The 25,004-nt window shown below is 73.5% G+C and carries 28 protein-coding genes; 22 read left to right on the top strand and 6 right to left on the bottom strand.

What is annotated here, in order from left to right; translation table 11 throughout:
- The first annotated feature begins 12 nt into the window (after positions 1 to 12).
- The 17 genes from Q0817_RS07585 (at position 13) to Q0817_RS07505 (ending at position 17,418) form a co-directional block, all read left to right on the top strand.
- Positions 13 to 402, top strand: a complete 390-nt coding sequence (locus Q0817_RS07585) for a nuclear transport factor 2 family protein (RefSeq protein WP_298585552.1) — start codon at positions 13 to 15, stop codon at positions 400 to 402.
- On the top strand, positions 399 to 1,925 hold the full coding sequence (locus Q0817_RS07580; RefSeq protein WP_298585551.1) for a cytosine permease: 1,527 nt from the start codon (positions 399 to 401) through the stop codon (positions 1,923 to 1,925). Before Q0817_RS07585 ends, Q0817_RS07580 begins: the two co-directional genes overlap by 4 nt.
- Positions 1,912 to 2,568, top strand: coding sequence for a cyclase family protein (locus tag Q0817_RS07575; protein WP_298585550.1), 657 nt, complete (start codon positions 1,912 to 1,914; stop codon positions 2,566 to 2,568). The genes Q0817_RS07580 and Q0817_RS07575 overlap by 14 nt, the downstream gene beginning before the upstream one ends.
- Before the next feature lie 86 nt (positions 2,569 to 2,654).
- Entirely contained in the window at positions 2,655 to 4,058 is a 1,404-nt protein-coding gene (locus Q0817_RS07570) for an NAD-dependent succinate-semialdehyde dehydrogenase (protein ID WP_298585549.1), read from the top strand.
- A gap of 94 nt (positions 4,059 to 4,152) precedes the next feature.
- A complete protein-coding gene (locus Q0817_RS07565) occupies positions 4,153 to 5,736 on the top strand; it encodes a thiamine pyrophosphate-binding protein (protein ID WP_298585548.1) in 1,584 nt (527 codons plus the stop codon).
- Between the two features lie 184 nt (positions 5,737 to 5,920).
- Positions 5,921 to 6,913, top strand: a complete 993-nt coding sequence (locus Q0817_RS07560) for a 1-phosphofructokinase family hexose kinase (RefSeq protein ID WP_298585547.1) — start codon at positions 5,921 to 5,923, stop codon at positions 6,911 to 6,913.
- 153 nt (positions 6,914 to 7,066) lie between these two features.
- Positions 7,067 to 7,369, top strand: a complete 303-nt coding sequence (locus Q0817_RS07555; RefSeq protein WP_298585546.1) for an urease subunit gamma — start codon at positions 7,067 to 7,069, stop codon at positions 7,367 to 7,369.
- 33 nt (positions 7,370 to 7,402) lie between these two features.
- Positions 7,403 to 9,505, top strand: coding sequence for an urease subunit alpha (gene ureC, locus Q0817_RS07550; protein WP_298585545.1), 2,103 nt, complete (start codon positions 7,403 to 7,405; stop codon positions 9,503 to 9,505).
- Between the two features lie 61 nt (positions 9,506 to 9,566).
- Complete coding sequence (gene ureE, locus Q0817_RS07545) at positions 9,567 to 10,055, top strand: urease accessory protein UreE (protein ID WP_298585544.1); 489 nt, start codon at positions 9,567 to 9,569, stop codon at positions 10,053 to 10,055.
- Positions 10,036 to 10,758 carry an urease accessory protein UreF gene (locus Q0817_RS07540; protein ID WP_298585543.1) on the top strand — a complete coding sequence of 241 codons (723 nt, stop codon included), beginning with the start codon at positions 10,036 to 10,038 and terminating at the stop codon, positions 10,756 to 10,758. Before ureE ends, Q0817_RS07540 begins: the two co-directional genes overlap by 20 nt.
- 71 nt (positions 10,759 to 10,829) lie before the next feature.
- Positions 10,830 to 11,483: an urease accessory protein UreG gene (gene ureG, locus Q0817_RS07535; protein WP_298585542.1), complete on the top strand. Its 654-nt coding sequence runs from the start codon at positions 10,830 to 10,832 to the stop codon at positions 11,481 to 11,483.
- Positions 11,480 to 12,379, top strand: a complete 900-nt coding sequence (locus Q0817_RS07530) for an urease accessory protein UreD (protein ID WP_298585541.1) — start codon at positions 11,480 to 11,482, stop codon at positions 12,377 to 12,379. Before ureG ends, Q0817_RS07530 begins: the two co-directional genes overlap by 4 nt.
- 136 nt (positions 12,380 to 12,515) lie before the next feature.
- The gene (locus tag Q0817_RS07525; protein WP_298585540.1) at positions 12,516 to 12,737 is read left to right on the top strand and encodes a hypothetical protein; all 222 of its coding nucleotides are present in this window, start codon (positions 12,516 to 12,518) and stop codon (positions 12,735 to 12,737) included.
- Between the two features lie 234 nt (positions 12,738 to 12,971).
- A complete protein-coding gene (locus Q0817_RS07520; protein WP_298585539.1) occupies positions 12,972 to 14,393 on the top strand; it encodes a histidine kinase in 1,422 nt (473 codons plus the stop codon).
- Positions 14,393 to 15,097: a response regulator transcription factor gene (locus Q0817_RS07515; RefSeq protein ID WP_298585538.1), complete on the top strand. Its 705-nt coding sequence runs from the start codon at positions 14,393 to 14,395 to the stop codon at positions 15,095 to 15,097. Before Q0817_RS07520 ends, Q0817_RS07515 begins: the two co-directional genes overlap by 1 nt.
- Positions 15,094 to 16,008 (top strand): hypothetical protein, encoded by a 915-nt coding sequence (locus Q0817_RS07510; RefSeq protein WP_298585537.1) that lies wholly within the window; start codon positions 15,094 to 15,096, stop codon positions 16,006 to 16,008. The genes Q0817_RS07515 and Q0817_RS07510 overlap by 4 nt, the downstream gene beginning before the upstream one ends.
- Positions 16,009 to 16,077: 69 nt before the next feature.
- Complete coding sequence (locus Q0817_RS07505) at positions 16,078 to 17,418, top strand: MFS transporter (protein WP_298585536.1); 1,341 nt, start codon at positions 16,078 to 16,080, stop codon at positions 17,416 to 17,418.
- Here Q0817_RS07505 and Q0817_RS07500 read toward each other — a convergent pair.
- The 3 genes from Q0817_RS07500 to Q0817_RS07490 are packed head-to-tail and all read right to left on the bottom strand — an operon-like array spanning position 17,378 to position 19,356.
- Positions 17,378 to 17,986 (bottom strand): heme-binding protein, encoded by a 609-nt coding sequence (locus Q0817_RS07500; protein WP_298585535.1) that lies wholly within the window; start codon positions 17,984 to 17,986, stop codon positions 17,378 to 17,380. The two genes, Q0817_RS07505 and Q0817_RS07500, sit on opposite strands and share 41 nt — an antisense overlap.
- 47 nt (positions 17,987 to 18,033) lie before the next feature.
- Complete coding sequence (locus Q0817_RS07495; RefSeq protein ID WP_298585534.1) at positions 18,034 to 19,065, bottom strand: NAD-dependent epimerase/dehydratase family protein; 1,032 nt, start codon at positions 19,063 to 19,065, stop codon at positions 18,034 to 18,036.
- Positions 19,066 to 19,092: 27 nt separating this feature from the next.
- Positions 19,093 to 19,356 (bottom strand): DUF3072 domain-containing protein, encoded by a 264-nt coding sequence (locus Q0817_RS07490; RefSeq protein ID WP_298585533.1) that lies wholly within the window; start codon positions 19,354 to 19,356, stop codon positions 19,093 to 19,095.
- Between the two features lie 238 nt (positions 19,357 to 19,594).
- Here Q0817_RS07490 and Q0817_RS07485 point away from each other — a divergent pair, with 238 nt between their 5' ends.
- On the top strand, positions 19,595 to 20,131 hold the full coding sequence (locus Q0817_RS07485) for a hypothetical protein (RefSeq protein ID WP_298585532.1): 537 nt from the start codon (positions 19,595 to 19,597) through the stop codon (positions 20,129 to 20,131).
- A gap of 4 nt (positions 20,132 to 20,135) precedes the next feature.
- On the top strand, positions 20,136 to 20,966 hold the full coding sequence (locus tag Q0817_RS07480) for a RibD family protein (RefSeq protein ID WP_298585531.1): 831 nt from the start codon (positions 20,136 to 20,138) through the stop codon (positions 20,964 to 20,966).
- Positions 20,967 to 21,123: 157 nt separating this feature from the next.
- On the opposite strand, the gene bcp is transcribed toward Q0817_RS07480, so the two are convergent.
- The 3 genes from bcp to Q0817_RS07465 form a co-directional block, all read right to left on the bottom strand.
- Positions 21,124 to 21,591, bottom strand: coding sequence for a thioredoxin-dependent thiol peroxidase (bcp, locus tag Q0817_RS07475; RefSeq protein WP_298585530.1), 468 nt, complete (start codon positions 21,589 to 21,591; stop codon positions 21,124 to 21,126).
- Positions 21,592 to 21,663: 72 nt separating this feature from the next.
- Positions 21,664 to 21,849 (bottom strand): hypothetical protein, encoded by a 186-nt coding sequence (locus Q0817_RS07470; RefSeq protein WP_298585529.1) that lies wholly within the window; start codon positions 21,847 to 21,849, stop codon positions 21,664 to 21,666.
- A 150-nt stretch (positions 21,850 to 21,999) separates the two neighbouring features.
- Positions 22,000 to 22,782: an SDR family oxidoreductase gene (locus Q0817_RS07465; protein ID WP_298585528.1), complete on the bottom strand. Its 783-nt coding sequence runs from the start codon at positions 22,780 to 22,782 to the stop codon at positions 22,000 to 22,002.
- 202 nt (positions 22,783 to 22,984) lie between these two features.
- Here Q0817_RS07465 and uraD point away from each other — a divergent pair, with 202 nt between their 5' ends.
- The 3 genes from uraD to pucL all read left to right on the top strand — a co-directional run bounded on the left by uraD (position 22,985) and on the right by pucL (position 24,790).
- Positions 22,985 to 23,482: a 2-oxo-4-hydroxy-4-carboxy-5-ureidoimidazoline decarboxylase gene (gene uraD / locus Q0817_RS07460; RefSeq protein WP_298585527.1), complete on the top strand. Its 498-nt coding sequence runs from the start codon at positions 22,985 to 22,987 to the stop codon at positions 23,480 to 23,482.
- The gene (gene uraH / locus Q0817_RS07455; protein WP_298585526.1) at positions 23,479 to 23,805 is read left to right on the top strand and encodes a hydroxyisourate hydrolase; all 327 of its coding nucleotides are present in this window, start codon (positions 23,479 to 23,481) and stop codon (positions 23,803 to 23,805) included. The genes uraD and uraH overlap by 4 nt, the downstream gene beginning before the upstream one ends.
- Positions 23,806 to 23,878: 73 nt before the next feature.
- Positions 23,879 to 24,790 carry a factor-independent urate hydroxylase gene (gene pucL, locus Q0817_RS07450; protein WP_133411003.1) on the top strand — a complete coding sequence of 304 codons (912 nt, stop codon included), beginning with the start codon at positions 23,879 to 23,881 and terminating at the stop codon, positions 24,788 to 24,790.
- The last annotated feature ends 214 nt before the right edge of the window (positions 24,791 to 25,004 follow it).

Raw genomic sequence — 25,004 nt, 5'->3', positions numbered from 1 at the left:
AGTCGCGAGGAGGTGGAACGGGCAGCCGCCGCTCTGGTCGCAGCGTTCGCCGCCACCGACACGCAGGCCTATTTCGATGCCTTCTCCCCGGACGCCGACTTCGTCTTCCACAGCGAGCCGGACCGCCTGGCGGACCGGGACAGCTACGAGCGGCTCTGGCGGGGATGGCTCGCGGAGGGCTGGCGCGTGCTCTCCTGCGTGAGCACCGACGCCGTCGTACACCTGTGCGGGGACGCCGCGGTGTTCGTCCACGACGTCCGCACCACCACGGAGACCGACGACGTGGCAGAGACCACGACCGAGCGCGAGACCATCGTCTTCCACCGGACCGCTGACGGTTCCGTCACCGCCGTCCACGAACACCTTTCTCCCGTCCCGCCGAGCATGGAGGCAAGCACATGAGCACACCACACCCCACCACCGACGGGCACAGGTCCCTCTGGTCCCGGCTCTCGGACCACCTGGACGAGAACTCCGAGGGCTACGGCCCGCTGCGGGGCACCCTGGGGGCCGGCCGGATCGGGATGATCTGGCTCGCGGCGAACCTCGTGGTGACCACCCTGCTGACGGGGACGCTGTTCGTGCCCGGGGTGTCCTGGCCCACCGCCCTGGGCATGATCGTCCTGGGCACGCTGATCGGCGGGACGGTGCTGGTGCTCGTGGGGAACATGGGCACGCGCACCGGCCTCCCCACCATGTCCCTGACCAAGGGCTCCTTCGGGCTGCGCGGCTCCTTCCTCCCGGTGGCCGCGAACGTGGTCATCCTCATGGGCTGGAGCTGGGTGCAGGCCATGCTCGCCGGTGTCACCGTGAACTTCCTGGTGGAGCAGGCGACCGGCTACTCCAACCCGGTGCTGTTCTCCGTGCTCTGCCAGACGCTGGTCGTGACCCTGGCCGTCTTCGGCCACGAGGGCATCGCCCGGGTCGAGCCGTGGCTGGCGGTGGTGATCCTGGGGATCATGGCCTGGGTCTTCACCGTGGCCTTCACCTCCTACCCGCCGGCCGACTTCGCCGCCCTGCCCGTGGACGCCGGGGCGGGCTGGTCCTCCATCACGGTCCTCGACGTCGTCATCGCCACGGCCATCTCCTGGACGGTGCTCTCCGCCGAGTTCAACCGCCTCGCCCGGAGCCAGTCCGCGGGCATGATCGGCTCCGGCACAGGCTACGTCCTGTCCACGGTCGCCGCCATGAGCCTCGGGGCGACCGCGATCGCCTACGTGGTGCTCGACGGCGGGGAGGCGGTCGGATTCGATCCGACGGTGCTCGTCGCCGCCTTCGGCGCGCCCCTGGCAGTGGTCATCTTCCTGTCGGTCATGGCCACCAACACCATGGTCGTCTACGGCATGGTCTCCTCGGTGGTGAACCTCGCGCCCTCGCGCCGGGTGCGGTTCCTGCCCACGGCGCTCGTGCTGGGAGCCGTCTCGATCCTCGGGTCCACCTGGCTGGGCCTGCTGGACCAGTTCACCGGCTTCCTGGTCCTGATCGGCTCGCTGTTCATCCCCGTCTTCGCGATCATGCTGGTGGACTACTACGTGGTCCAGCGCGGCGCCTACGCAGCCGACATCCTGCGCGGACGCGGTGGCCGGTACTGGTACCGCGGCGGGGTCAATCCCGCCGCCGTGGTGGTCTGGGTCGTCGGCGCGGCCACTTCCCTCGTGCTCACCTACGTGCTGCCGAGCCCGGTGGGTGCCACGATCCCCACGTTCGTCGTCTCCGCCGCCCTCTACCTGGTCTGGGCCCTCGTGGCCGGGAGCATCGTGGCAGGCCGCCCGGTGCAGCGCCACCTCTCCGGCGCGGTGGACGAGTCCGGTGCGGCGCCCGCGCCCGGTGCCGCGGAGGGGACCGCCGCACCGGACGGGAGCCTCGGGGCCGGCACGGTGGGCGGGACCTGCCGTCCGGAGGAGACCGCCGATGCTCCTCGTTGACCTGAGCCATCCCGTGGAGACCGGCATGCAGGTCTTCCCGGGGGACCCGCCCGTGGCCTCCCGGCTCGCGGCGTCCGTCCCGCGGGACGGCTTCCAGGTGGCCGAGCTGCACCTGGGCACGCACAGCGGGACGCACGTGGACGCGCCCCTGCACACCGTGGACGGGGGCTCGCCCGTGGACGAGCTCGACCTCTCCCGGCTCGTGGGCCCGGGCCGCGTGGTGCACGTGCCGGATCTCCGGGAGCACGACGTGATCCGCTGGGACGACGTCCGCGCTCAGCTGGAGGACGTCCCCGCCGGCACGATCGTGCTGTTCCGCACCGACTGGTCCCGGCACTTCGGCACGCCGCGCTACCTGGAGCACCCGGTGCTGGACGTGGAGATCGCCGAGCGCCTGCTGTCCGCGGGCGTGCGCGTGCTCGGCACGGACACCCTCAACCCCGACCGCACCCCGGACGCCTCCTCGGCCGGCCCGCTCGAGCTGCCCGTGCACGCGACGGTCCTGGGAGCGGGCGGAGCGATCATCGAGAACCTGACGAACCTGCGCGCCGTCACCTGGCCGGACCCGGTGCTGAGCGCACTGCCGCTGCGCCTGCGCGGCCTGGACGGCTCCCCCGTCCGGGCGGTGGCGATGCAGCTGTGAACCCCGCCCCGGGCGCCACGACGCCACCCGCACCGCCCACACCACCCACCCCGACGACTTCCGATCCCCGACGAGGAGACCCCGCCATGACCCCTGATTCCCGCACCAGCACCCCGTCCTCCTACCGGTCCGTCGACCCGGCCACGGGCCGGGTCCTGGCCGAGCACCCGACCGCCACCGACGCCGAGGTCCAGGAGGCCCTCGCCGGCGCCGACGCCGCCTTCCGCGAGTGGCGGTCCCGGCCGATCGCGGAGCGGGCGGCCGTCGCCGCCCGCGTCGGGGCGCTGTTCGCCGAACGGGTCGAGGAGCTGGCCGCGATCATCACCGAGGAGATGGGCAAGCCGCTCGCCGAGGCCCGGGAGGAGGTCGAGTTCTGCGCCGAGATCTTCGGCTACTTCGCCGACCAGGGCCCGGCACTGGCCGCCGACCAGCCCATCACGGCCTCCGGCGGAGGCCGGGCGGTGATCCAGAAGCGCCCCGTGGGGGTGCTGCTGGGGATCATGCCGTGGAACTACCCCTACTACCAGGTGGCCCGCTTCGTCGCCCCCAACCTGGTGCTCGGCAACACGATCGTGCTCAAGCACGCCGAGAGCTGCCCCCGGGCGGCCCTGGCCCTCCAGCAGCTCATGGCCGACGCCGGGGTGCCGGCCGGCGGATACGTCAATCTCTTCGCGAGCCACGACCAGGTCGCGGACATCATCGCCGACCCGCGGGTCCAGGGAGTGTCCCTGACCGGGTCCGAGCGGGCCGGGGCGAAGGTCGCCGAGATCGCCGGGCGCAACCTCAAGAAGGTCGTCCTGGAGCTCGGCGGCTCCGACCCCTACGTGGTGCTGGACACCGCCGACGTGGGCGAGTCCGCCCGTGCGGCCTTCGCCACCCGCATGGGCAACACCGGCCAGGCGTGCAACTCCAACAAGCGGATGATCGTCATGGACGACATCTACGACGAGTTCGTGGCCGAGCTGACCCGCCAGGCCGAGTCCCTGACCCCGGGCGACCCGGCCGCCGGCGCCCCCGGGACCTTCGCCCCGCTGTCCTCCCGGGCCGCGGCCGAGGGGCTGGCCCGCCAGATCCAGGAGGCCGTGGACGCCGGGGCGACCCTGCACGCCGGCGGACGCCTGCTCGAGGGCCCGGGCGCGTACCTGGCCCCGGCCGTGCTCACCGGGATCACCCCGGCCATGGCCGCCCACCGGGAGGAGCTCTTCGGCCCCGTCGCCGTGGTCTACCGGGTGGCCGACGACGCGGAGGCCCTCGCCCTGGCCAACGACACGCCCTACGGCCTGGGCGGGGCCGTCTTCAGCACGGACCCCGACCGGGCCCGCCGGGTCGCCGAGGGCTTGGACGCGGGCATGGCCGCCGTCAACGCCGCCGAGGCCGAGGGCGCCGAGATGCCCTTCGGCGGGGTCAAGCGCTCCGGCTACGGCCGGGAGCTCGGACCGCTGGGCATGGACGAGTTCGTCAATAAGCGCCTGCTCTACGTCCAGGGCTGATCCGCCGCACCGCCCGGCCTGCTCCGCCCGCCCCGCTCCACGCACTGCCCCGCTCGACCCGACCCGCTCACCCCGCCCCCTTGGAGGACCGCTCATGACCGCCCGCAGGACCACCGCCCGTGCCGTGCTCGAGACGCTCCGGGGCTACGGCGTCGACACCGTCTTCGGCATTCCCGGGACCCACTCGCTCGAGTTCTACCGGCCGCTGCGGGAGCTGGGCATCCGTGCCGTGACCACGCGCCACGAGCAGGGCGCCGCGTACGGCGCCGACGGGTGGAGCCAGGTCTCCGGGCTGCCGGGGGTCGTCATCACCACGTCCGGGCCGGGCCTGCTCAACTCGCTGTCCGGGGCGGCCACGGCCTACGCCGAGTCCCGGCCCATGATCCTGCTCTCCCCGGGCCGCCCGGTGGGCCACGACTTCCGGGACATCGGCTCGCTGCACGAGACGAAGAACCCGTCCGCCGCCGTGGACGCGATCGTCGGCCGCAGCCGGCGGGTGACCAGCGGGGCCGAGGCCGTGACCATGGTCCACGACGCCTTCCGGGACTTCGCCCACTCCCGTCCGCGCCCGGTGCACATCGAGATCCCGCTGGACGTGCTGGAGGCGGAGCTCGACTACACCGACCGCCAGGTGGCGCCGCGCCCGCTCGGCGCCCCGCAGCCGGCCCCGGTCGACGACGTGCGCCGCGCCGCCGAGGTGCTGCGCGCCGCCGAGCGCCCCGTCATCCTGGCCGGCGGGGGCTCGCTGGCCGCCGGCGGACGGCTGCTCGAGCTCGCCGAGCTGCTCGAGGCGCCGGTCATCACCACGACCAACGGCAAGGGCGCGATCCCCGAGCGGCACCGGCTCTCCCTGGGCGCCGACCTGCGGCTGTCCACCGCGCACGAGTTCCTGCGCTCCGCCGACGCCCTGCTGGTGATCGGCTCGAAGGTGGGCGAGGCCGAGCTGTGGGGCGGGGACATCACGCCCCGGGGCCCGGTCCTGCGCGTGGACATCATGCGCGACCAGATGCTGTGCAACCTCGACCCGGACATCGAGCTCCCCGGCCACTCCGCGGCCGTGGTCCCGCAGCTCCTCGAGGCGATCGGCCCCCTGGATCCGCGTCCCCCGCGCGACCTCACCGAGGTCTTCGCCCGGCTCGACGACGAGGGGCGCCGCACCGCGCCGGAGCTCGCGGCACTCAACGAGACGATCATGTCCGTGGTGCCGGAGGACACGATCATCGGCGGCGACTCCTCCCAGGTCACCTATCTGGGCTCCACCACGTTCTTCCGCGCCCAGCTCCCGCACTCCCTGCTCTACATGGGGACCTACGCGACCCTCGGCTATGGTCTGCCCGCCTCGATCGGGGCGAAGCTCGCCGCTCCGCACCGTCCCGTGCTGTGCCTCGTGGGCGACGGCGCCCTGATGTTCTCGATCCAGGAGCTGATGACCGCCGTGGAGCTCGGCGTGGACCTCCCGATCGTGTGCGTGGACAACGGCGGCTACGGCGAGATCAGGCAGAACATGACCGACCGGGACATCGACCCGCTCGCCGTGGACCTGCGGCAGCCGGACTGGCCGGCGCTCGCGGAGGCCTTCGGGGCGGTCGGGCTCGAGGCCACCCGGGAGGACCTCGCCGAGAAGGTCGTCGAGGCGCTCGCCGTGCAGGGACCGAGCCTGGTGCACCTCAAGATCTGACTCCCCGGCGAGAGATCCGCCGCCGGGGAGCCGCCTCAGCGACGGCCCCGGTCCTCCGGCAGCTTTGCCACGAGGGCCGGAACCACCGCCTCGATCTTCCGGTCCGGCGTCGTGCAGGGTCACGATCCCGTCCCTGTCCCGTTCGTATCCCGGCAGGGACCGGTCGGGCGCCTACCCTGGGCTCATGGAAGGGTCCCAGCCTCCGCGAACGACGCCCGTCCTCACGCTCACCGTGAACCCCGCCCTGGACCTGAGCACCTGGACCGAACGGGTCCTCAGCGGTCACAAGCTGCGGTGCGGCCCGAGCCGCACCGATCCGGGCGGCGGAGGCGTGAACGTGGCCAGGGTGGTGCACCGCCTCGGAGGCCGGGTGCTCGCCGTCCACACCGCCGGCGGCCCCGTCGGCGAGGCCTACCGCCGGCTGATCGACGCCGAAGGGGTGCCCACCCGGGTGGTCCCCGTCCGGGGGAGCACCCGCGAGGACTTCACCGTCGACGAGCGGGCGACCGGCCGGCAGTTCCGCTTCGTGCTCCAGGGCCCCGAGCTCGGGGAGGACGAGTGGCAGGCCTGCCTGGACGCCGTCGACGAGTCGCTGCCGCCGGGTGGGTACGTGGTGGCCAGCGGGAGCCTGGCCCCCGGGGTCCCGGAGGACTTCTACGCGCGGGTGGCCCGGCTGGCACGCTCCCGGGGGGCGCGCTGCATCGTCGACGCGTCCGGTCCGGCGCTCGCCGCGGCCCTCGCCCAGGGCGTGTTCCTCGTCAAGCCGAGCCGGCGGGAGCTGGGCGCCCACGTCGGCGCCGAGCTCGAGACCGAGCAGGAGCAGGTCGACGCGGCCTCGGCGCTGGTCGCGGACGGGTCGGCGGAACTCGTCGCCCTGACGCTCGGCGCGGAGGGGGCCGTGCTCGCCTCCGCGGAGGGCGTCCGGCGCCTGGCGGTGCCCTCGGTGAAGGTGAGCAGCACCGTCGGGGCCGGTGACAGCTTCCTCGGCGCGTTCGTCCTGCGGCTCGCGCAGGGCCGGCCCGTGGCGGACGCTTTCCGCTCCGCCGTCGCCGCCGGGACCGCGACCGTGCTGCGCCGGGGAACCGAGCTGTGCCGCCCCGGCGACGTCGAGCGGCTGGAGACGGAGCTGCCCGCCGTGGTCCTCCGGCGACCGGGGGACCCGTCCTCCCGGACGTGAGACGGCGGGCCGCACCCCGGGGGAAGCAGGACGGCATCACGGTCCCCGGCCCCCGCGCCCGGCACCCGCCCGAAACACCCGGTGCACCTCGCCGAAACACGGGGCCCCTACGGTGACGACAGTCCCTGAGCACCCGCAGCCCCGAGGAGAGCCGTGCACCTGACACCCCGTGAACAGGAGAAGCTGCTGATCGTCGTGGCCGGCGACCTCGCGCGCCGCCGCCGCGACCGGGGGCTGCGGCTCAACCGCCCCGAGGCCGTCGCCCTGATCACCGCCGAGCTGCTGGAGGGCGCCCGGGACGGCCGGACCGTGGCCGACCTCATGTCCTGGGGCTCCACGATCCTGGCCCGCGAGGACGTCATGGCGGGCGTGCCGGAGATGGTCCGCTCCGTCCAGGTCGAGGCGACGTTCCCGGACGGCACCAAGCTCGTCACCGTCCACGACCCCATCCGCTGACCCGCCCCTCCCCCCGGAACCGAAGGAGCACCCGTGATCCCCGGAGAGTACGTCCTGCGGCCCGAGCCCGTCGTGATCAACGCCGGCCGGCCCACCACGGAGGTGGACGTGTTCAACCGCGGCGACCGCCCCGTGCAGGTGGGCTCGCACTTCCACTTCGCCGAGGCCAACCCCGGGCTCGAGTTCGACCGGGCGGCGGCCCGGGGCTTCCGGCTGGACGTCCCCGCCGGCACGGCGGTGCGCTTCGAGCCCGGCGACCGCAAGCGGGTCCGGCTCGTGGCCCTGGCGGGGCGCCGCGAGGTCCACGGCCTGCGCCGCCTGGTCGACGGCCCCCTCGACGCCCCCTCCGGCACCCGCGCCGGTGGCACCGACGCCCCCGGCACCGACGCCCCCCGGCACCGACGTCACGGGGAAGGTGCAGGCATGAGCCACGAGATGTCCCGCGCCCAGTACACGAGCCTCTACGGTCCCACCACCGGTGACCTGGTGCGCCTGGCGGACACCGAGCTGTTCCTCGAGGTGGAGCACGACCGCACGGTCCCCGGGGACGAGGTGGTCTTCGGCGGGGGCAAGGTGATCCGGGACGGCATGGGCCACAACGGACGGCTGACCCGGGACGAGGGCGTGGTGGACACCGTGGTCACCAACGCCGTGGTCCTCGACGCCTCCGGGATCTACAAGGCGGACGTCGGCATCCGGGACGGGCACATCAGCGGGATCGGCAAGGCCGGCAACCCGGACGTCATGGACGGCGTCGACATCCTCATCGGCGCCTCCACCGAGGTGATCGCCGGGGAGGGCCGGATCCTCACCGCGGGCGGGATCGACGCCCACATCCACTTCATCGGCGCCGACCAGATCGGCACGGCCCTGTCCTCCGGGATCACCACGATGTTCGGCGGCGGCACCGGTCCCGCCGAGGGCTCCAACGCCACCACGATCACCCCCGGCGCGTGGCACCTCGCCCGGATGTTCCGCGCCCTCGACGGCTGTCCGATGAACTTCGGGCTGCTCGGCAAGGGCCACGCCTCCGCCCGCGAACCCCTCGCGGAGCAGATCCGCGCCGGCGCCGTGGGGCTCAAGATCCACGAGGACTGGGGCGCCACCACGGCCGCCATCGACACGGCCCTGACCGTGGCCGACGAGTTCGACGTGCAGGTGGCCATCCACACCGACACCCTCAACGAGTGCGGGTTCCTCGAGGACACGGTGGCCGCGATCGCCGGACGGGTCATCCACACGTTCCACACCGAGGGCGCCGGCGGCGGCCACGCCCCGGACATCATCCGCATCGCGGCCCTGCCCCACGTGCTGCCCTCCTCGACGAACCCCACCCTGCCCTTCACCCGGAACACGGCGGAGGAGCACCTGGACATGCTCATGGTCTGCCACCACCTCAACCCGGACATCCCGGAGGACGTGGCGTTCGCGGACTCCCGGATCCGGCCCGAGACGATCGCCGCCGAGGACGTCCTGCACGACCTGGGCGTGTTCTCCATGACCTCCTCCGACTCCCAGGCCATGGGCCGCGTGGGCGAGGTGGTGCTGCGCACCTGGCAGCTGGCCGACCAGATGAAGCGGCGCACCGGCCCCCTGCCCGAGGAGACGGGCCGCGGGGACAACGCCCGGCTGAAGCGCTACGTGGCCAAGTACACGATCAACCCGGCGCTCGCGCACGGGATCTCGGACGTGGTGGGCTCGGTCGAGCCCGGCAAGTTCGCGGACCTCGTGCTGTGGGACCCCGTGTTCTTCGGGGTCAAGCCCCACGCCGTGCTCAAGGGCGGGCAGATCGTGCACTCGCTCATGGGCGACCCCAACGCCTCGATCCCCACCCCGCAGCCGCAGCTGATGCGGGACGCGTTCGGCGCGAAGGGCACCGCCCCGCACGCCAACTCCATCACCTTCATGTCCCGCGCCGCCGTCGAGGCGGGCGTCGGGGAGCGCCTGGGCCTGCGCAAGCGGGTGTTGCCCGTGGGCGGGATCCGCGGGCTGACCAAGAAGGACATGCGGCACAACGACGCGACGCCGCGGATCGAGGTGGACCCGCAGACCTACGAGGTCCGCGTGGACGGCGAGATCGCCACGTGCGAGCCCGCCGAGGAGCTGGCCATGGCCCAGCGCTACTTCCTGTTCTGACCGTGCCACCGGTCCCGCAGGACCCCGAGAGCCCCTGAAGCACCCCGAGAGGACCCGCCCCGTGATCGTCGAATCCGTCCTCGGCAACCTGGCCGAGCTCACCGAGCAGGAGCGCGCCGGCCTGCACCTGGAGCGGGTCGCGCTCTCCGGGCCCGAGCTGCGCAAGCGCGTCCAGCGGGTCGTGACCGACCACGGGACCGAGGTGGGCATCCGCCTGGCCGCGCGGCGGGAGCTCAAGGACGGCGACATCCTGCACCGGGAGGGCCACGACGTCGTGGTCGTCTCGACCCTGCCCACCGACGTCCTGGTCGTCGCGCCCGCCACGATCGAGCAGATGGGCTTCGTGGCACACTCCCTGGGCAACCGGCACCTGCCCGCCCAGTTCCTCGGCCCCGCGGCCGAGGTCGCGGAGCTGCCCGGTCACGACGGGGTCATGGTGCTCCAGTACGACCACACCGCCGAGGCCTTCCTGCGGGACGCCGGGGTGCGCTTCGCGCGCGTCGAGCGGCAGATGGAGGTCCCCTTCCGCCATGCCGAGCACACCCACTGAGCACTCCCCCGCGGGCGCCGCCGGGACGCTCGCCGGGATGCTGGCCGTGCTGCAGCTGGCCGACTCCGCGCTGCCCACCGGCGCGTTCGCCCACTCCCTGGGGCTCGAGACCTACGTGGACGACGGCACGGTCCGCGACGAGGCGAGCTTCCTGGCGTGGGCCCGGCACTGTCTGCACCACCAGGTGGTGCCCGCGGAGGGCTGGGCGGTGCGCGCGGTCGCCACGGCGGCCGACGACGACGCCGTGTGGCGCGCCGACGACCTGCTGGCCGCCCAGGCGCTGCCCGTCCAGGTGCGGGACGCCGCGACCGCGATGGGCCGGCGGATGACCGGCATCGGCGCCGAGAACTTCCCCTCGCCCCGGCTGCTGGCCTACGCGCAGCGCCAGCGCGCCGGGACGAGCCGCGGCAACCCCGCCGTGGCCTTCGCGCTCGTGGGCGCCGGTCTCGGCGTGGCCTGGGAGCAGCTCGCCGCCGCCTACCTCTTCTCGACCGTGACCTCCCTGACCCAGAACGCCGTGCGCGGCATCCCCATCGGCCAGAACGCGGGTCAGCGCGTGCTGCGCGCCCTGCACGAGGACGTCTCCCGCGGCGTCGAGCGGATCGGGCGGATGACCGACGACGAGGCCGGGGCGACCAGCCCCGGCCTGGAGATCGCCCAGATGCGCCACGCCTGGCAGCGGGCCCGCATGTTCATGTCCTGACCCGCCCGCCGGACCGACCGCCCAGACCGACCAGACCCACCAGACCCACCGCACCGACCCAGGAGCTCCCCATGACCACCGCCTCCCCCGTCCCCTCCACGCCGACCGGCCGCGGCCCCGTGCGCATCGGCGTGGGCGGGCCCGTGGGCGCCGGCAAGACCCAGCTCGTGGAGCGGGTCACCCGGGCGCTGATCCACGAGGTCTCGATGGCCGCGATCACCAACGACATCTACACGATCGAGGACGCCAGGATCCTGGCCCGCAACGGCGTGCTGCCGCTGGAGCGGATCGTGGGCATCGAGACCGGTGGCTGCCCGCACACCGCCATCCGCGAGGACACCTCGATGAACGAGGCCGCGATCGAGAAGCTGTGCGCCGAGCACCCGGACCTGCAGATCGTGTTCGTCGAGTCCGGCGGGGACAACCTCTCCGCCACGTTCAGCCCGGAGCTGGTCGACTTCTCGATCTACGTCATCGACGTGGCCCAGGGCGAGAAGATCCCGCGCAAGGCCGGGCAGGGCATGATCAAGTCCGACCTGTTCGTCATCAACAAGATCGACCTCGCCCCGCACGTCGGCGCCGACCTCGACGTCATGGCCGCGGACTCCGCCGTGTTCCGCAAGGACCGGCCGTTCTGCTTCACCAACCTCCGGACCGACGAGGGCCTCGAGCGGATCCTCGCGTGGATCCGGCACGACGTGCTGATGCTGGACATGGTCCCGTGACCGCTGCCGCTCCCGTGGCCGCTCCCCCCGCCGTGGCCCCCGCCGGACCGGCCGCGCGGCCGGTCACCGCCCCGACCGGGCGGCTCGAGCTGGTCCTGGCACCCCGCGGGGAGCGGACCGTGGCCGTCCACCAGTTCCACGCCGGTGCCCTGCGCGTGCTGCGCCCGCACCACCTGGACGGGTCGGGGCAGCCGTGCTTCGTCGTCGTCAATCCGGGCGGCGGGTACCTCGGCGGGGACCGCTACGAGCTGGACGTCACGGTCGAGCCCGGCGGCACCGTCCTGGTCACCACCCAGTCCGCGACCAAGGTCTACCGCACCCCGACCGCTCCGGCCCGGCAGCACGTGCGGTTCGAGCTCGGGCCCGGCGCGGTCCTCGAGTACCTGCCGGACCAGCTGATCGCCTACGAGGACGCCGACTACGTGCAGTCCACGACCGTGTCGATGGACCCCACGGCCTGCCTCGTGGCGGGCGAGGTGGTCACCCCCGGGTGGGCCCCGGACGGGACCGTCTTCCGCTACCGCGGCGTGGTGCTGCGCACCGAGGTGCTGATGGGCGGGCGCACGGTGGTCCTCGACAACCTCCGCCTGCGCCCCGGGGAGGACGCCGTGGCCGGGCTCGGCTTCCTGGAGGGCCGCACGCACCTCGGCTCCCTGCTGGTCGTGGACCCCCGGGCGGACCGGGAGCTGGTGGAGCAGGTCCACGACCTGCTCGCCGCGGCGGAGTCCCAGGTGCCGGGACTGCGGTGCGGGGTCTCGGAGCTGCCGGTGCCCGGGCTCGTGGTCCGTGCCCTGGGTCCCGGCTCCGCGGAGCTCACGGACCTGCTCCTCGACGTCTCGGCGCTGCTGCGCGAGCGGTGGACGGGCCAGCCGCGCGTGGCGCTGCGGAAGTACTGAGCCTCCCCGGTCCGCGCTCCCGGGCACGGGCCCGCGTCGATGAGAGGACATGGGAACTCAATCCCCCGGAAACGCCGCGGCCACATGCCCGGAGGAGGATGGACGTACTGGTCGCACGGCACGGAAGGGGCTCCCCATGACCACGAGCAACCGATGGATCCTGGGCCTGGCCCGGGTGCGGCCGGGTGACCGGATCGAGGCCTGGGAGCACCGGCAGCCGCGCTTCACCGGCACGGTCAGCGAGGTGGTTCCGCAGCTGGGGATCGCCTGGGTCCTCGAGGACGGCACCGGGCTGCGGCGGCTGGTGTCGATCCGGGACCACCGTCTGCGCCGTTCCGCGCGAGTCACCGCGGCCTGACCGCCCGGGCCCGGAGCGCGTGGGGGCAGCGTCCCGCTGATCCGCGGCCGCACCCGCCGTCGCGCCCGCCGGCGATCGCCGTCGGCACGCCCGCGGCCACGGGCGTGGGCCCGCTGGACGGCCGCTGAGCCTCGTCCCCGCCGAAAGCACCGGGCCGGGCTGCGGAAAACCGCAGGAGTAACAGGTGGAGAACGTCGCAGTGCGGACGGCCCGCGCGACCGTAGCGTGAAGGGCATGAGCACACCGCACGACACCCGGCCCCTGCCCCCCGCACCGTGGAGCGGCCCCGGCCACGAGCCCCCGCACGATCCCGGCACCGGCGCCGGGACCCCCGACGACGCCTACCTCCCCGCAGGCGGTTCCCGTGCCGCCGGTCCCGCCCCCGGGTTCCGGGAGTGGGGACCGTGGTCCCCCAGGACCCTCTTCTTCGGCACCACCGACCTCGTGGTGGACGCCGCGCTCGGCACGCTGTGGCTGACCGCCCTCGTGTCCCTGGTCTCCGCCGGCTTCGCCTCGCTCGCCGCCCTGGTGGGCGTGGTCCTGCTCGTGGCGGCGATCTACGCGGTCCGCGGGATCGAGTGGGTCGAGCGCCGCCGCACGCAGGCGGCGTTCGGGCTGCACCTGCCCGCCCCGCGCCGGCGCCGCTCGCCCCGCACCGACGGCTGGCGGATCGTCCACCAGTGGTGGCTGGACGTCTCCGACGCCGCGTTCTGGACGGGCCTGCTGCACCTGCTCCTCACCACCGTCCTGGGCTGGGTCGCCGTGGCCGCCCTGGCCGGCACCGGCGCCGCCGTGGCCCTGGCCTTCGCTCCGCTGTACGCGGCGCAGAACAACCCGCTGTGGCCCTCCGACGTGGTCGGGACGTGGCCGGACTGGGCCGTGGTCCTGGCCGGGATCACCCTGGCCCTCCTCGGGCTGCTCGTCGTGGTCCTCGCCGCGGCCGCGCACCGGGGCCTGTCCCGGCTGCTGCTGCGGGTGGACGAGGCGGCGGAGCTGCGCCGCCGGGCCGCCGAGGCCGCGGCCGCCCGCGAGACCGCCGTCCGCGGCGCCCGCACCGAGCGGTCCCGGATCGAGCGGGACCTGCACGACGGCGTGCAGCCGCAGCTCGTGTCCGTGGCCATGAACCTGTCGATGGCCCAGCGGCGGATCGACCACGACCCCGCCGGGGCCAAGGACCTCATCGGGGAGGCGCACGCCACCACGAAGGCCGCGATCGCCGAGCTGCGCCGCCTGGCCCGGGGCTTCCACCCGGCGGTCCTGGAGGACCGGGGCCTCGACGCCGCCCTCTCCGCCGTGGCCGCTCAGTCCCCCGTCCCGGTCGCCGTGGACGTGCGGGTGCCGCGGCTGGCGCCGGAGACGGAGGCCGCCGTGTACTTCGCGGTCTCGGAGGGCATCGCCAACATCGTCAAGCACGCCCGGGCCGGCGCCGCGTCGGTGCGGGTCGGTCTCGAGGCCGAGCCCGCGGGAGGCACCCGCGTGGTCGCCCGGATCGCCGACGACGGCCGCGGCGGCGCCGTGCTGGTCCCCGGCGGCGGCCTGTCCGGGATCGCCGACCGGATCCGCTCCGCGGGCGGGCACTTCTTCCTCGACTCGCCCGCCGGCGGGCCGACCGAGCTGACCGTCGAGCTGCCGGTCGCCCGGGGGGCGGGATCCTGATGCGCATCGTCATCGCGGAGGACGCCGTCCTCCTGCGCGCCGGCCTCGTCCGCCTGCTCACCGAGGCAGGCCACGACGTGGTCGCCGACGTCGACACCGCGGAGGACCTGCTGAAGGCCGTCGAGCAGCACGAGCCGGACTTCGCCCTCGTGGACGTACGGCTGCCGCCGACGTTCACGGACGAGGGCATCCGCGCCGCCGTCCTGGTGCGCTCCCAGCACCCCCGGATCGCGGTGCTCGTGCTCTCGCAGTACGTCGAGGAGCGCTACGCCTCGGAGCTCATCGCGTCCCGCCGGGACGGGCTGGGGTACCTGCTCAAGGACCGGGTCGCGGACGTCGACCAGTTCCTCGAGTCCGTGGAGACCGTGGGCGCGGGCGGCACCGTCCTGGACCCGGAGGTCGTCTCCCAGCTGCTCGTGCGCTCCCGGCACCGGCAGGACCTGGACCTCCTCTCCCCGCGGGAGCACGAGGTGCTCGGTCTCATGGCCCAGGGGCTCTCGAACGCCTCGATCGCCGCGAACCTGTTCCTCACCGAGTCCTCGGTGGAGAAGCACATCCGTTCCGTGTTCACCAAGCTGGGCCTCGCCCACGAGGACGGCGGCAACCGCCGCGTCCGCGCGGTCCTGCGCTACCTCGGCTACCCGGACCCCGGGCCCGGCCACCCCTCCCCAGCCCACCAGTCGAACCAGGAGTTCCGGCCATGAGCACCCACCCCGAGCACCCCGCCGCCCACGACTCCTCCAACGACTCCTCCCAGGACGCCGTCAGCGAGAACGAGCGCACCGCCTGGCTCGTCCCCACCGCCGTGCTCGGCGGCATCGGCGCCCTCCTCCTGCTGGGCGCCGGCGGCGCGGCCGCGGCCGCGTCCCTGTCCGTCCAGGAGCACCGGGTGGACACCACGGTGACCGAGTCCGTGGACACGGTCGTGGTCGACGGACGGTCGGCCGTCATCGAGGTCGTGACGGCCGACGTCCCGGATTTGCAGGTGGAGTCCGTGTACGCCGGCTTCCGGCTCGAGAGCGCCCCCGAGCCCCGGGTGGAGGACGGTCGGCTGAGCATCGACGCCCTCCCCTCCGCGCCCTGGCCGGGCGCCGGCAGCGGGATGCACGTGCGGATCACCGTCCCGGCCGAGGACGAGCCGGTGGACCTGCGGCTCTCCGGGGACGCCGGCGCCCTGAGCGTCGAGGGCGACTTCGGCGACGTCCGGCTCGACACCGAGGCCGGCGTGATCGAGGTGAGCGGCAGCGCCCGCACCCTGTGGGCCGCCTCGGAGGTCGGCGCCGTGGACCTCGACGGGGTCAGGGTCCGCGAGGAGCTGGACGCGCACACCGAGGTCGGCGCCACCGAGCTGCGGCTCCTCGGCGAGGCCCCGCGGCGGGTGTCCGTCACGACCCGGGCCGGGGCCATCGAGGCCGCGGTGCAGGACGCCGACTGGTGGACGCCCGTGGTCGCCGGCGCGGACGAGCGCGAGCCGGAGGCCCTGACGGCGGCCACGGTCTGCGCCGCCGCCCCCGCGGACCGCCCCTGCCTGTACGTCTCCTCGGCCGTGGGTGCGGCGGAGATCACCTACGGCGGCCGTTCCTCCACCCCGGGCAGCGGGGCGGGCGAGCGGTAGACTGGGCCCTGTTGTCCGGGTCGGGCGCACCGGGAGGGGGGACGGTGCGCACATCCTCCGAGGACCCCTGTGAACCCTCCCACCACCTCCGTCACCGCTGACCGCGCTGCCCGGCTCCCCGCTGCTCCGGCCCCTGCCGCGGAGCACCGCTCGGCCGCCGCGCACGACACCGGCCGCCGGACGGCGCCCCCATCCGGCGGCCGGTACGCCCGGCTCGTGCAGCTCGCCGGACGCGACTTCCTGCCGATCGCCTTCGTGGCCCGCCTGCCCCTGGCCATGCTCACCGTCGGGGCGCTCACCCTCGCCACCGCCGTCAGCGGCTCCTACGTCGTCGGAGGCCTGGCCGCCGGCGGCGTCGGGGTCGGCTCGGCACTGGGCGGGCCCCTGATGGGCCACCTCGCCGACCGGCTGGGCCAGCGGATCGTGCTGCTGGTCTCCGCCCTCGCCCACGCCGTGGCCATCGTTCTGCTGCTGGTCACCGCCTACGCCCCCGCAGGACCGGTCGCACCGGCCGTGCCGCTGCTCGTCGGCGCGTCCCTCCTCGTGGGCGCCACGTGCCCCCAGGTGGGCCCGCTGGCCCGGGTGCGGTGGCGGGGGCTGGTCCGCGGGAACCGGCGCGAGCTGGACACCGCACTGTCCTACGAGTCCACCGCCGACGAGCTGACCTTCGTGCTCGGCCCGGCCCTGGTGGGTCTCCTGGCCTCCCTGGTCGCCCCGTGGTCCCCCTTCGTCCTCGCGGCCGTCCTGACCCTCACGATGGTCACGACCTTCGCCGTGCACCCCACGCGCCTGGCGGTCCCGGCCGTCTCGCGCGAGGACCGGCGGCTGGCGGCGGACCGCCCCGTCACCGGCCGCGAGCGGCTCCTCGTCCTGCTCCCCGTGCTGGGCATGGTGGCCATGGGCGCGTTCTTCGGCGCCGTGCAGAACGGCCTCAACGCCTTCGGCGGCGAGTTCGGCATCCAGAGCGCGACCGGGCTGCTCTACGCCGTGCTCGGCATCAGCTCGGCGGCCGCGGCCCTGTCCGTGGCGTGGTGGCCGCAGCGATTCCGGCCCGCGTCCCGCTGGGTGGTCAGCTCCGGCGCCATGGCCGCCCTGAGCCTGCTGTTCCTCCTGCCGAGCGGGATCGGGCCGATGCTCGTGGTCCTGCTGCTCGCCGGTCTGCCCCTGGGGCCCGCCATGGTCACGATCTACACCATCGGCGGGGACGTCGCCCGGCCGGAGCGGCTGGGCACGGTCATGACGATGCTCGCGAGCGGTGTGGTCCTCGGCTCCGCCGTGGGCGCGGCGCTGGCCGGGCTCATGGCCGAGACCGCCGGGCACCGGGGCGCGTTCGCCGCCGCGGTCGGCGCGGCCTGCGTCATGGTCCTGGTCAGCGCGGTGCTGGCCCTGCTCCAGCGCCGGGACCGCTGACGGGCAGGACCACCTCGTTGCGGCGCAGGAACGCCGGGGTGAACGGCGGGTCGAACCGCGCGAAGCGGGCCGCCGCCACCGGCACGAGCCCCGCCGCCCGGACCGCCTCCTCCAGCTGTTCGCGGTGCTTCGCGTAGGACCTCCGCGTCCACCGGCCGCGGTAGCGCAGCACGGCGGCGAGAGCCGGGGGCTCCACCCGGATCCGCACCGCGGGGTCGGACGGAACGGGGGCCGTCGCGGCGGTGACGGAGGAGGGGAGGACGAAGGCGACCACGTGCGCGTCCGCGGTGTCCGGTGCCGCCCCGGACCGGGACCGTTGCCACACGGGTGCGGTCATCGCGATCTTCTCGGCCCCGGCGCCGCTCCGGAGCACCGGAGCGGTCATGGGGATCTCCTGCTGCCCCTGGTTGTCGCCGCTGATGTAGCGGAACAGAGCGTTGAAGGCGGCGTTGCCCGCCTGCTCGAAGGACCCGCCGACCTCGACCTCCGCGAGCACGTGCTCCGGATAGTGGCGCAGCTCGAAGTCGGGGTAGTGACGCACCGTCGAGTACGGCTGCTGCTCGGTCATGACGGCACCGTACGCCGTGACGCGGCCCGCCGGAAGGTCCGGGGTGGCTACACCAGCGGCGACCGGGGCCGGTGCTCCCGGTTGCCGAGGCCCTCCCGGCCGTCGAGGTGGTCCACGATCTGGCGGAGCGCCTCGAGCGAGCTGACGGTCTCCGACCAGCCCGTGACCTCGCGGATCCGTGTGGTGTCCATGATCGGCACGGCGTCGGCGAGGTCGATCCAGCCGGGGTCGGTGGGCTGCAGCCGCAGCCGGTAGGTGATCGCCACGAGGGCCCGGACCAGGGCCGGCGGCACCGGCAGGATGCGCTTGGCGCCGAGCACCTGCGCCACGCCGTCGGCGCCGAGCACCGGCTCGGCCGCGACGTTGAACGCCCCGCCGGCCCGGTGCTGGATGACCCGCCAGAACGCGTCCGCGACGTCGTCGGTGTGCAGCGTCTGGAAGCGGAACCTCTCGGGGAACGGCAGCACGGGCAGGCGCAGCCGGGCGAGCAGTCCTCTGGGCACGAGGGCGCCGAAGAAGTAGTCCGCGATCTCGGGGGCTGCGCCGGCCTGGAACAGGAAGCCGGGCCGCAGCCTGGTCACCACGATCCCGGGGTGGGCCTCCTCGAACCGGTTGAGCACCGCCTCCGTCTCCGCCTTCTGCACGTTGTAGTGCGAGGTCTCGACCCCGCCCACGGGCCAGGACTCGTCCACGGCCCGGTCCTTGGGGCCGGGGCTGTAGGCCCCGAGCGAGGAGGGGTAGACGACCTGGGGCACGCCGGCGAGCACCACGGCGTCGAGCACGTGGACGAGGCCGTCCACGTTCGTCTCGTGCATCAGGGCGAGGTCCCGGTTCGGGCGGATGAGCCACACGAGGTGGATCACGGCGTCCGCGCCGCTCAGGATCTCCGCCAGCGCCGCGGTGGACTCCTTCGCGGCGACGTCGACGGTGTGCCACTCCACGCCGTCGTAGGGCTCTCCGTCCCGCTCGGGCCCTTCGCGGGAGACCCCGACGATCTGCGTGACCTCCGGCGCGGCGTGCAGCCGGCGGAGCACCGCGGTGCCCACGTTGCCCGTGGCTCCCAGGACGACGATCTTCACGGTGCTCCCCCTCCGCCGGTGCCGGACCTACTGGTCCTGGACCCGGCCGCTCTCGCCCTGCAGCCGGTCGATGTGCTTGGACGCCTCGGCCTTCGTGAGGTCCGCCGGCAGCTCCTCACCGGCCTCGCGGGCCAGGGTGTCGAGATAGCTGCGCTGCGCGCCGGTCATGGGCTCCTCGCCCGTGGCCCACTCGTCCGGGTCACGGTCGATCCCGCTGCCCGGTTCGGGGCTGGTGGCCCCCAGGGTCTCCTGCTCGTCGGGGCCGGGGGATCCGCTCGCGTTCTCAGTCATGCGCCCATGATAGTCACACCCCTTATGGTTCTCGCCCCCGCACCGTTCCCGCTGCACCGTCTCCTGCCGCACGTCTCCTGCCGCACGTCCCCTGCAGCCGGGGCGGAGTCAGTAGGCTGGGAGACCGAGGAGATCCGCGGGACGTCACCGGCAGGCCCTGGCGGGCGACCCCGGCGACGTTCCCCCGGGCCTTCCTACAGGCCTTCCCGCAGAACTTCCCACGAGCGAGGAGAAGCAGATGAGCGAGCAGCCGCACACCGGTCCGGACGGCGCCGCGGGCGCGGAGGTCCGCTCCGACGAGCTCGAGGCCTACATGCTCGGGCACTACATGGGCGCCCTCTCCGGGGTGCGCCTCTTCGACGAGGCGGCCACCACGTGGGCCGGCACTCCGTACGAGGCGCGGTTCGCCGCGTTCGTCAGCGAGATCAAGAACGACATCGGCCACCTCGAGGCGATGCTCGACCGGCTGGGCTCCGGCCGGCGCGGGCTGGCCAAGGGGCTCGGGACCGTCACCGGCGTCGCCTCCCGGCTCAATCCGCTGAGCCGGATCCGGGAGCGGGCCGGCATCGCCGCCCACGGGGAGCTCGAGATGCTGCAGTCCCTCGTGGTCGCCAAGCGCAGCATGTGGGTCACCCTCCTGCAGCTCGCCCCCGCCGAGCCGCGCCTGGACGCCGGGGAGCTGACGAAGCTCGAGGCCGACGCCGCCGACCAGTACGACCGTCTGCGGGCCATCGCCGAGGAGACGGCACGGGACCGGTTCTTCGCCCGGAGCTGACGCCGTGACCGACAGCACCGCGCCCCGTGCCCCCGGCGGTTCTCCACCGCCCGCGGACGACGCCGCCCCCGCTCCGCCCGCGGGCGGCGACACCGCCTCCGATGCCGCCTGGGAGGCCCTGCTGGCCGGCCGGGTCCGTCCCGTGCCGCCCCCGGGGGCGGAGCTCGTCGAGCGCTACGGGCCGCTCGTGGCGCACCGCGGGCCCCTCGTGCTCGCCCAGCTGGGACAGAGCCTGGACGGGTTCATCGCCTCCCGCACCGGGCACGCCGAGTTCGTGACCGGCCCCCAGGACCGGGAGCACCTGCACCGGCTGCGCGCGCTCGTGGACGCCGTGGTCGTGGGGGTCGGCACGGTCGTCGCCGACGACTGCCGGCTGACCGTCCGCGCCGTGCCCGGCCCCCACCCCACCCGGGTGGTCCTGGACCCCTCGGCGCGGGCCCCGCTGACCGCGGCGGTGCTCACGGACGGCGCCGCGCCCACCGTGTGGGTCGTCGGGGAGCACGCGGACGTGCCCGCGCCCCCGGGCCCGCACGTCGCGGTGCTGCCCGTGCCCGTGGACGAGCACGGGCTGGCGCCCCGGGCCGTGCTCGAGGCCCTGGCCGGGCGAGGCCTGCACCGGGTGCTGGTCGAGGGCGGCGGACGCACCGTCTCGAGGTTCCTCGCGGCCGGGACGCTGGACCGGCTCTACCTCACCACCGCACCCCTGCTGATCGGGGACGGCGTGCCGGGCATCCGGTTCCGCGGCGCGGACCACCTGTCCGGGGCCCTGCGCGCCCCGGTGCGCCGCTTCGTGCTCGGCGACGACCTCTGCACCGAGCTGACCTTCCGGGCCTGAGCTCCGATCCGCCGGGGCCCACCCCCGGACCCCACCCACGCCCGGGGCGTCGTCGGAGGCGTCGCGGGCGAAGGACAGGGCGATGACGTCGATTCCCCGGCGCAGTACCCAGCTCGGCGCGCTCGTCGTCGCAAAGCTCCTTCCGGGCGGGTGCGGCTCAGGCGCCCAGCCGGTCCCGCAGACTCTTGACGTGGCCCTCGGCCTGGACGTTGTACTCCGCGGAGCTCACGGTGCCGTCCTGCTCGATGACGAAGGTCGAGCGGAGCGGGCCGGTCCGGGTCTCCCCGTTGACCGTCTTCTCCCCCCAGGCGCCCCATGCCCGGGCGGCCTGCCCGTCGGGGTCGGAGAGCAGCCGGTAGGGAAGGTGGTACTCCTCGGCGAATCGGGACAGGGTCTCGGGGTCGTCGCCGGAGACCCCGAGCACGGTGTAGCCCAGGTGCTGGAGCGAGGCGAGGTTGTCCCGGAAGTCGCACGCCTCGGAGGTGCAGCCTGGCGTGAAGGCCTTGGGATAGAAGTAGACGATCACCTTGTGGTCGCGCAGCTCGGAGAGCCGAACCTGCTGCCCTTCGTGGTCGGTCAGCGCGAGGTCGGGGGCCTGCCGGCCGGTCCGGATCTGCTGGGTCATGGGTTCTCCTCAAGGGGTGGGTCGGTGAAGCGAGCCGGCGCGCTGGTCTGCTCCGGCTCCTGGAGGACGTGGTTACGGGAGGCGTCGAGCGGCCACGCGGCCCACCATCGCGCCCACGCAGGCCGAGGACACCGCGAGCGCCCACAGCGGTGCGGTCCGCCGGTGGCGGTGCAGCGGGCGGCTGAGGTCCGGGTCGCAGTCGATGGCGGTGTAGTCGAAGAAGATCGCTGGTACGGGCGACGGCGCGGTGTGGTTCACGGGTTCCTCCAGGATTCATACTATGGAATTAAGTTTCCACAATATGAAATTAGTCCCTCCTCGGACGCTCGTCAAGAGGGGTCGCGAGAACGGATGCCCCTCGGAGGCAGCGTCACAGCGGCCCCCGGCGCGGAGTGCGGCGCCGATCCGTCAGCCGCGGCCGGCGAACGGCATCCCCGAGGCGGTCAGCACGAGCGAGTTCACCGTGGCGGAGGCGGGCAGCTCGGCCATCATCAGCACCGCCCGCCCCACCTCCTCGACGGGGAAGCTCGGCTCCGGTCGCAGCGTGCCGTCGGCCTGCAGGGCGCCACCGTCCGTGCCCAGGCCCGCCAGCAGCTCCGTAGCCGCGTTGCCGATGTCGATCTGCCCGCAGGTGATGCCGTAGGGGCGCCCGTCCAGGTCCAGGGACCGGGTGAGGCCGGTGACGGCGTGCTTGCTCGCGGTGTAGGCCGCGGACAGGGGCCGGGGCGCGTGCGCGGAGATCGAGCCGTTGTTGATGATCCGCCCACCCCGGGGCTGCTGCCGCTTCATGATCCGGACGGCCTGTGCCGAGCACAGGAACGTCCCGGTCAGGTTGACCTGCAGGGTGCGCTGCCACTCGTCGGGATCGATCTCGTCCGCCCCGCCGCGGGGCCCGAAGGTGCCCGCGTTGTTGAACAGCACGTCGATCCGCCCGGTCAGCCCCTCGATCTCCCGGAAGGCCGAGGCCACGCTCTCGGCGTCGGCAACATCCACCGGGACTATCCGGGCACCAGCTGCGCCCTCGGCGGTCTCCTCCAGGGCTGCACGCCGCCGGCCGGCCAGCACCACCACCCACCCGGCCGCCAGGAAGGCGCGCGCCACCGCGCGGCCGATCCCCGAACCGGCGCCCGTCACCACGAGCACCTTCTCCTCCGCCCCCGGACCGCCGTGCCGATCACCTGCTCCATCCATGACATTCCTTCCATGTTCCCTCGGCATGGCCGCAATCCTCCTGCCCCGCAGTGAAACTGACGTTTCAGGCGCGGCACCTCTCTGCAAAAAATCAGTAACACGAGGATGAAACCATTGACTTTCGGCTTGTGAGCCAGTTCACTATACATAGTGAAAGTTTTCTTCCACATTACGGAATACAGAGAGGTGACAGGCACACTCCATGAAGCTCACCGCGTTCAACTCCCTCAGCAGGACCCAGGCGGCCGAGGTCGTCCGGCCGGCGCTCGACATCCCGCGCTGGGTGGAGGCCGTGGTCGACGCCCGGCCCTATGCCCACCATGATGCCCTGCTCAGCACGGCCCGGACGGCCGCGAAACCGTTCAGCGCCGAGGAGATCGAAAGAGCCCTGTCCCACCACCCTCGCATCGGCGAGCGGGCCGAGGGCGACCACGCGGAGGCCGGGCTGTCGCGAGCGGAGCAGTCCGCGGTCGACCCCACGGACACCGACGTCCAGCAGCGCCTGCGCGAGGGCAACCTCGCCTACGAGGAGCGGTTCGGCCAGGTCTTCCTCATCCGCGCCGCGGGGCGCACCCCCGAGGAGATCCTCGAGCAGCTCTCCGCCCGCATGGACAACGACCCCGGGACGGAACGGGCCGTGGTCGCCGACCAGCTGCGCCAGATCGCCCTCCTCCGACTCGAAGGACTCGTCACCCCATGAGCTATGTCACCGCCCACGTCCTCGACTCCGTCACCGGCACCCCCGCCCAGGGGATCGCCGTGACCCTCGAGTCCGCCGACGGCACCTCCATCGCGACCGCCGAGACCAACGCCGACGGACGCGTGCCCGAACTGGGCCCAGAGACCCTGGAATCCGGCGACTACCGGATCACCTTCGCCACGGGACAGTACTTCGCCGGCAGGGACCAGCCGACGTTCTATCCCTTCGTGACGGTGAACTTCACGGTGCAGGCCACGGAGAGGCACTACCACGTGCCGCTCCTGCTGAGCCCGTTCGCCTTTTCCACCTACCGGGGCAGTTGACCCAGGAGTCGACGGGTCAGCCCGTCTTCGACCGCCCCGATCAGCAGAAACCTCGAGTGCAAGGAGAAACGTCATGACCGACGTCATCACCGAGAAGACCACGGACACCGTCGTCCTGGGCAAGAACCAGTACGGCAAGGCCGAGAACCACGTGGTGCGCATCAACCGCGACACCGACCGCCACGAGATCCGCGACCTCGTGGTCACCTCGCAGCTGCGCGGCGACCTGGAGGAGGTGCACACCCTCGGCGACAACGCCCACTGCGTGCCCACGGACACGCAGAAGCAGACCGTGTTCGCCTTCGCCCAGCAGTACGGGATCGAGTCCCCCGAGCAGTTCCTGCTCAAGCTCGCCGACCACTTCACCGGCGAGTTCGATTGGATCACCGGTGGTCGCTGGGCGGCCCAGGAGTACGCGTGGAACCGCATCAACGACCACGACCACTGCTTCGTGCAGCACAAGGACGAGGTGCGCACCGCGGTGGTCGTCGCCGACGGCGAGGAGCGGACGGTGATCTCCGGGTTCAAGGACCTCACCGTCCTGAAGTCCACGCAGTCCGGCTTCACGGGCTACCCGAAGGACAAGTACACGGTCCTGCCCGAGACCGAGGACCGGATCATGTCCACGGACGTGGCGACCCGGTGGCGCTACAACACCACCGACGTGGACTACGACGCCGTCTACGAGAACGTCAAGAAGATCATCCTGGCCAAGTTCACCGACCACTACTCCAAGGCCCTGCAGGAGACCCTCTACCTGATGGGCAAGGCCGTCATCGAGGCCCACCCGGAGATCGACGAGATCAAGTTCTCGTGCCCGAACAAGCACCACTTCGTCTACGACCTCGGCTTCTGCGGCCTCGAGAACGACAAGGAGACCCACTGGGCGGCCGACCGCCCCTACGGGCTCATCGAGGCCACGATCCAGCGCAAGGGGGCCGCGGAGAACGAGTCCGCCTGGATGGGCATCGCCGGCTTCTGCTGAGCACCGCACTCCCCGGTGCCGCCCACGGCGGCACCGGCCGGGCTCCGCCGTCGTCCGTGCGCGACGACGGCGGACCCCCGCACCCTCCTGCGGGCGGCGCCCACGCCGCCGGCTCGCCCGGCGCCCCGCGGCGCCCACCGCGCATCGCGCACCTCTCCACCTCCTCGCTCCGCCCCGGTTCCGTCCCGACGCCGGCACCGGGTCTCTCCCGTCA

It is taken from the genome of uncultured Kocuria sp. (assembly GCF_947500125.1).
Lineage (GTDB): Bacteria > Actinomycetota > Actinomycetes > Actinomycetales > Micrococcaceae > Kocuria.
The sequence above is the reverse complement of the archived record's forward strand: the minus strand, read 5'-3'. Positions and strand labels throughout refer to the sequence as shown.

What these genes read in the sequence shown, in the direction of transcription:
- Q0817_RS07540 (WP_298585543.1), top strand. Translation starts at nt 10,036, where the DNA reads ATGCCGAGCACACCCACTGAGCACTCCCCCGCGGGCGCCGCCGGGACG.
- Q0817_RS07565 (WP_298585548.1), top strand. Translation starts at nt 4,153, where the DNA reads ATGACCGCCCGCAGGACCACCGCCCGTGCCGTGCTCGAGACGCTCCGG.
- Q0817_RS07500 (WP_298585535.1), bottom strand. Translation starts at nt 17,986, where the DNA reads ATGACCGAGCAGCAGCCGTACTCGACGGTGCGTCACTACCCCGACTTC.
- Q0817_RS07575 (WP_298585550.1), top strand. Translation starts at nt 1,912, where the DNA reads ATGCTCCTCGTTGACCTGAGCCATCCCGTGGAGACCGGCATGCAGGTC.
- Q0817_RS07465 (WP_298585528.1), bottom strand. Translation starts at nt 22,782, where the DNA reads ATGGATGGAGCAGGTGATCGGCACGGCGGTCCGGGGGCGGAGGAGAAG.
- Q0817_RS07580 (WP_298585551.1), top strand. Translation starts at nt 399, where the DNA reads ATGAGCACACCACACCCCACCACCGACGGGCACAGGTCCCTCTGGTCC.
- Q0817_RS07515 (WP_298585538.1), top strand. Translation starts at nt 14,393, where the DNA reads ATGCGCATCGTCATCGCGGAGGACGCCGTCCTCCTGCGCGCCGGCCTC.
- Q0817_RS07510 (WP_298585537.1), top strand. Translation starts at nt 15,094, where the DNA reads ATGAGCACCCACCCCGAGCACCCCGCCGCCCACGACTCCTCCAACGAC.
- Q0817_RS07490 (WP_298585533.1), bottom strand. Translation starts at nt 19,356, where the DNA reads ATGACTGAGAACGCGAGCGGATCCCCCGGCCCCGACGAGCAGGAGACC.
- Q0817_RS07560 (WP_298585547.1), top strand. Translation starts at nt 5,921, where the DNA reads ATGGAAGGGTCCCAGCCTCCGCGAACGACGCCCGTCCTCACGCTCACC.
- Q0817_RS07525 (WP_298585540.1), top strand. Translation starts at nt 12,516, where the DNA reads ATGACCACGAGCAACCGATGGATCCTGGGCCTGGCCCGGGTGCGGCCG.
- uraD (WP_298585527.1), top strand. Translation starts at nt 22,985, where the DNA reads ATGAAGCTCACCGCGTTCAACTCCCTCAGCAGGACCCAGGCGGCCGAG.
- uraH (WP_298585526.1), top strand. Translation starts at nt 23,479, where the DNA reads ATGAGCTATGTCACCGCCCACGTCCTCGACTCCGTCACCGGCACCCCC.
- Q0817_RS07520 (WP_298585539.1), top strand. Translation starts at nt 12,972, where the DNA reads ATGAGCACACCGCACGACACCCGGCCCCTGCCCCCCGCACCGTGGAGC.
- ureG (WP_298585542.1), top strand. Translation starts at nt 10,830, where the DNA reads ATGACCACCGCCTCCCCCGTCCCCTCCACGCCGACCGGCCGCGGCCCC.
- pucL (WP_133411003.1), top strand. Translation starts at nt 23,879, where the DNA reads ATGACCGACGTCATCACCGAGAAGACCACGGACACCGTCGTCCTGGGC.
- Q0817_RS07485 (WP_298585532.1), top strand. Translation starts at nt 19,595, where the DNA reads ATGAGCGAGCAGCCGCACACCGGTCCGGACGGCGCCGCGGGCGCGGAG.
- bcp (WP_298585530.1), bottom strand. Translation starts at nt 21,591, where the DNA reads ATGACCCAGCAGATCCGGACCGGCCGGCAGGCCCCCGACCTCGCGCTG.
- Q0817_RS07570 (WP_298585549.1), top strand. Translation starts at nt 2,655, where the DNA reads ATGACCCCTGATTCCCGCACCAGCACCCCGTCCTCCTACCGGTCCGTC.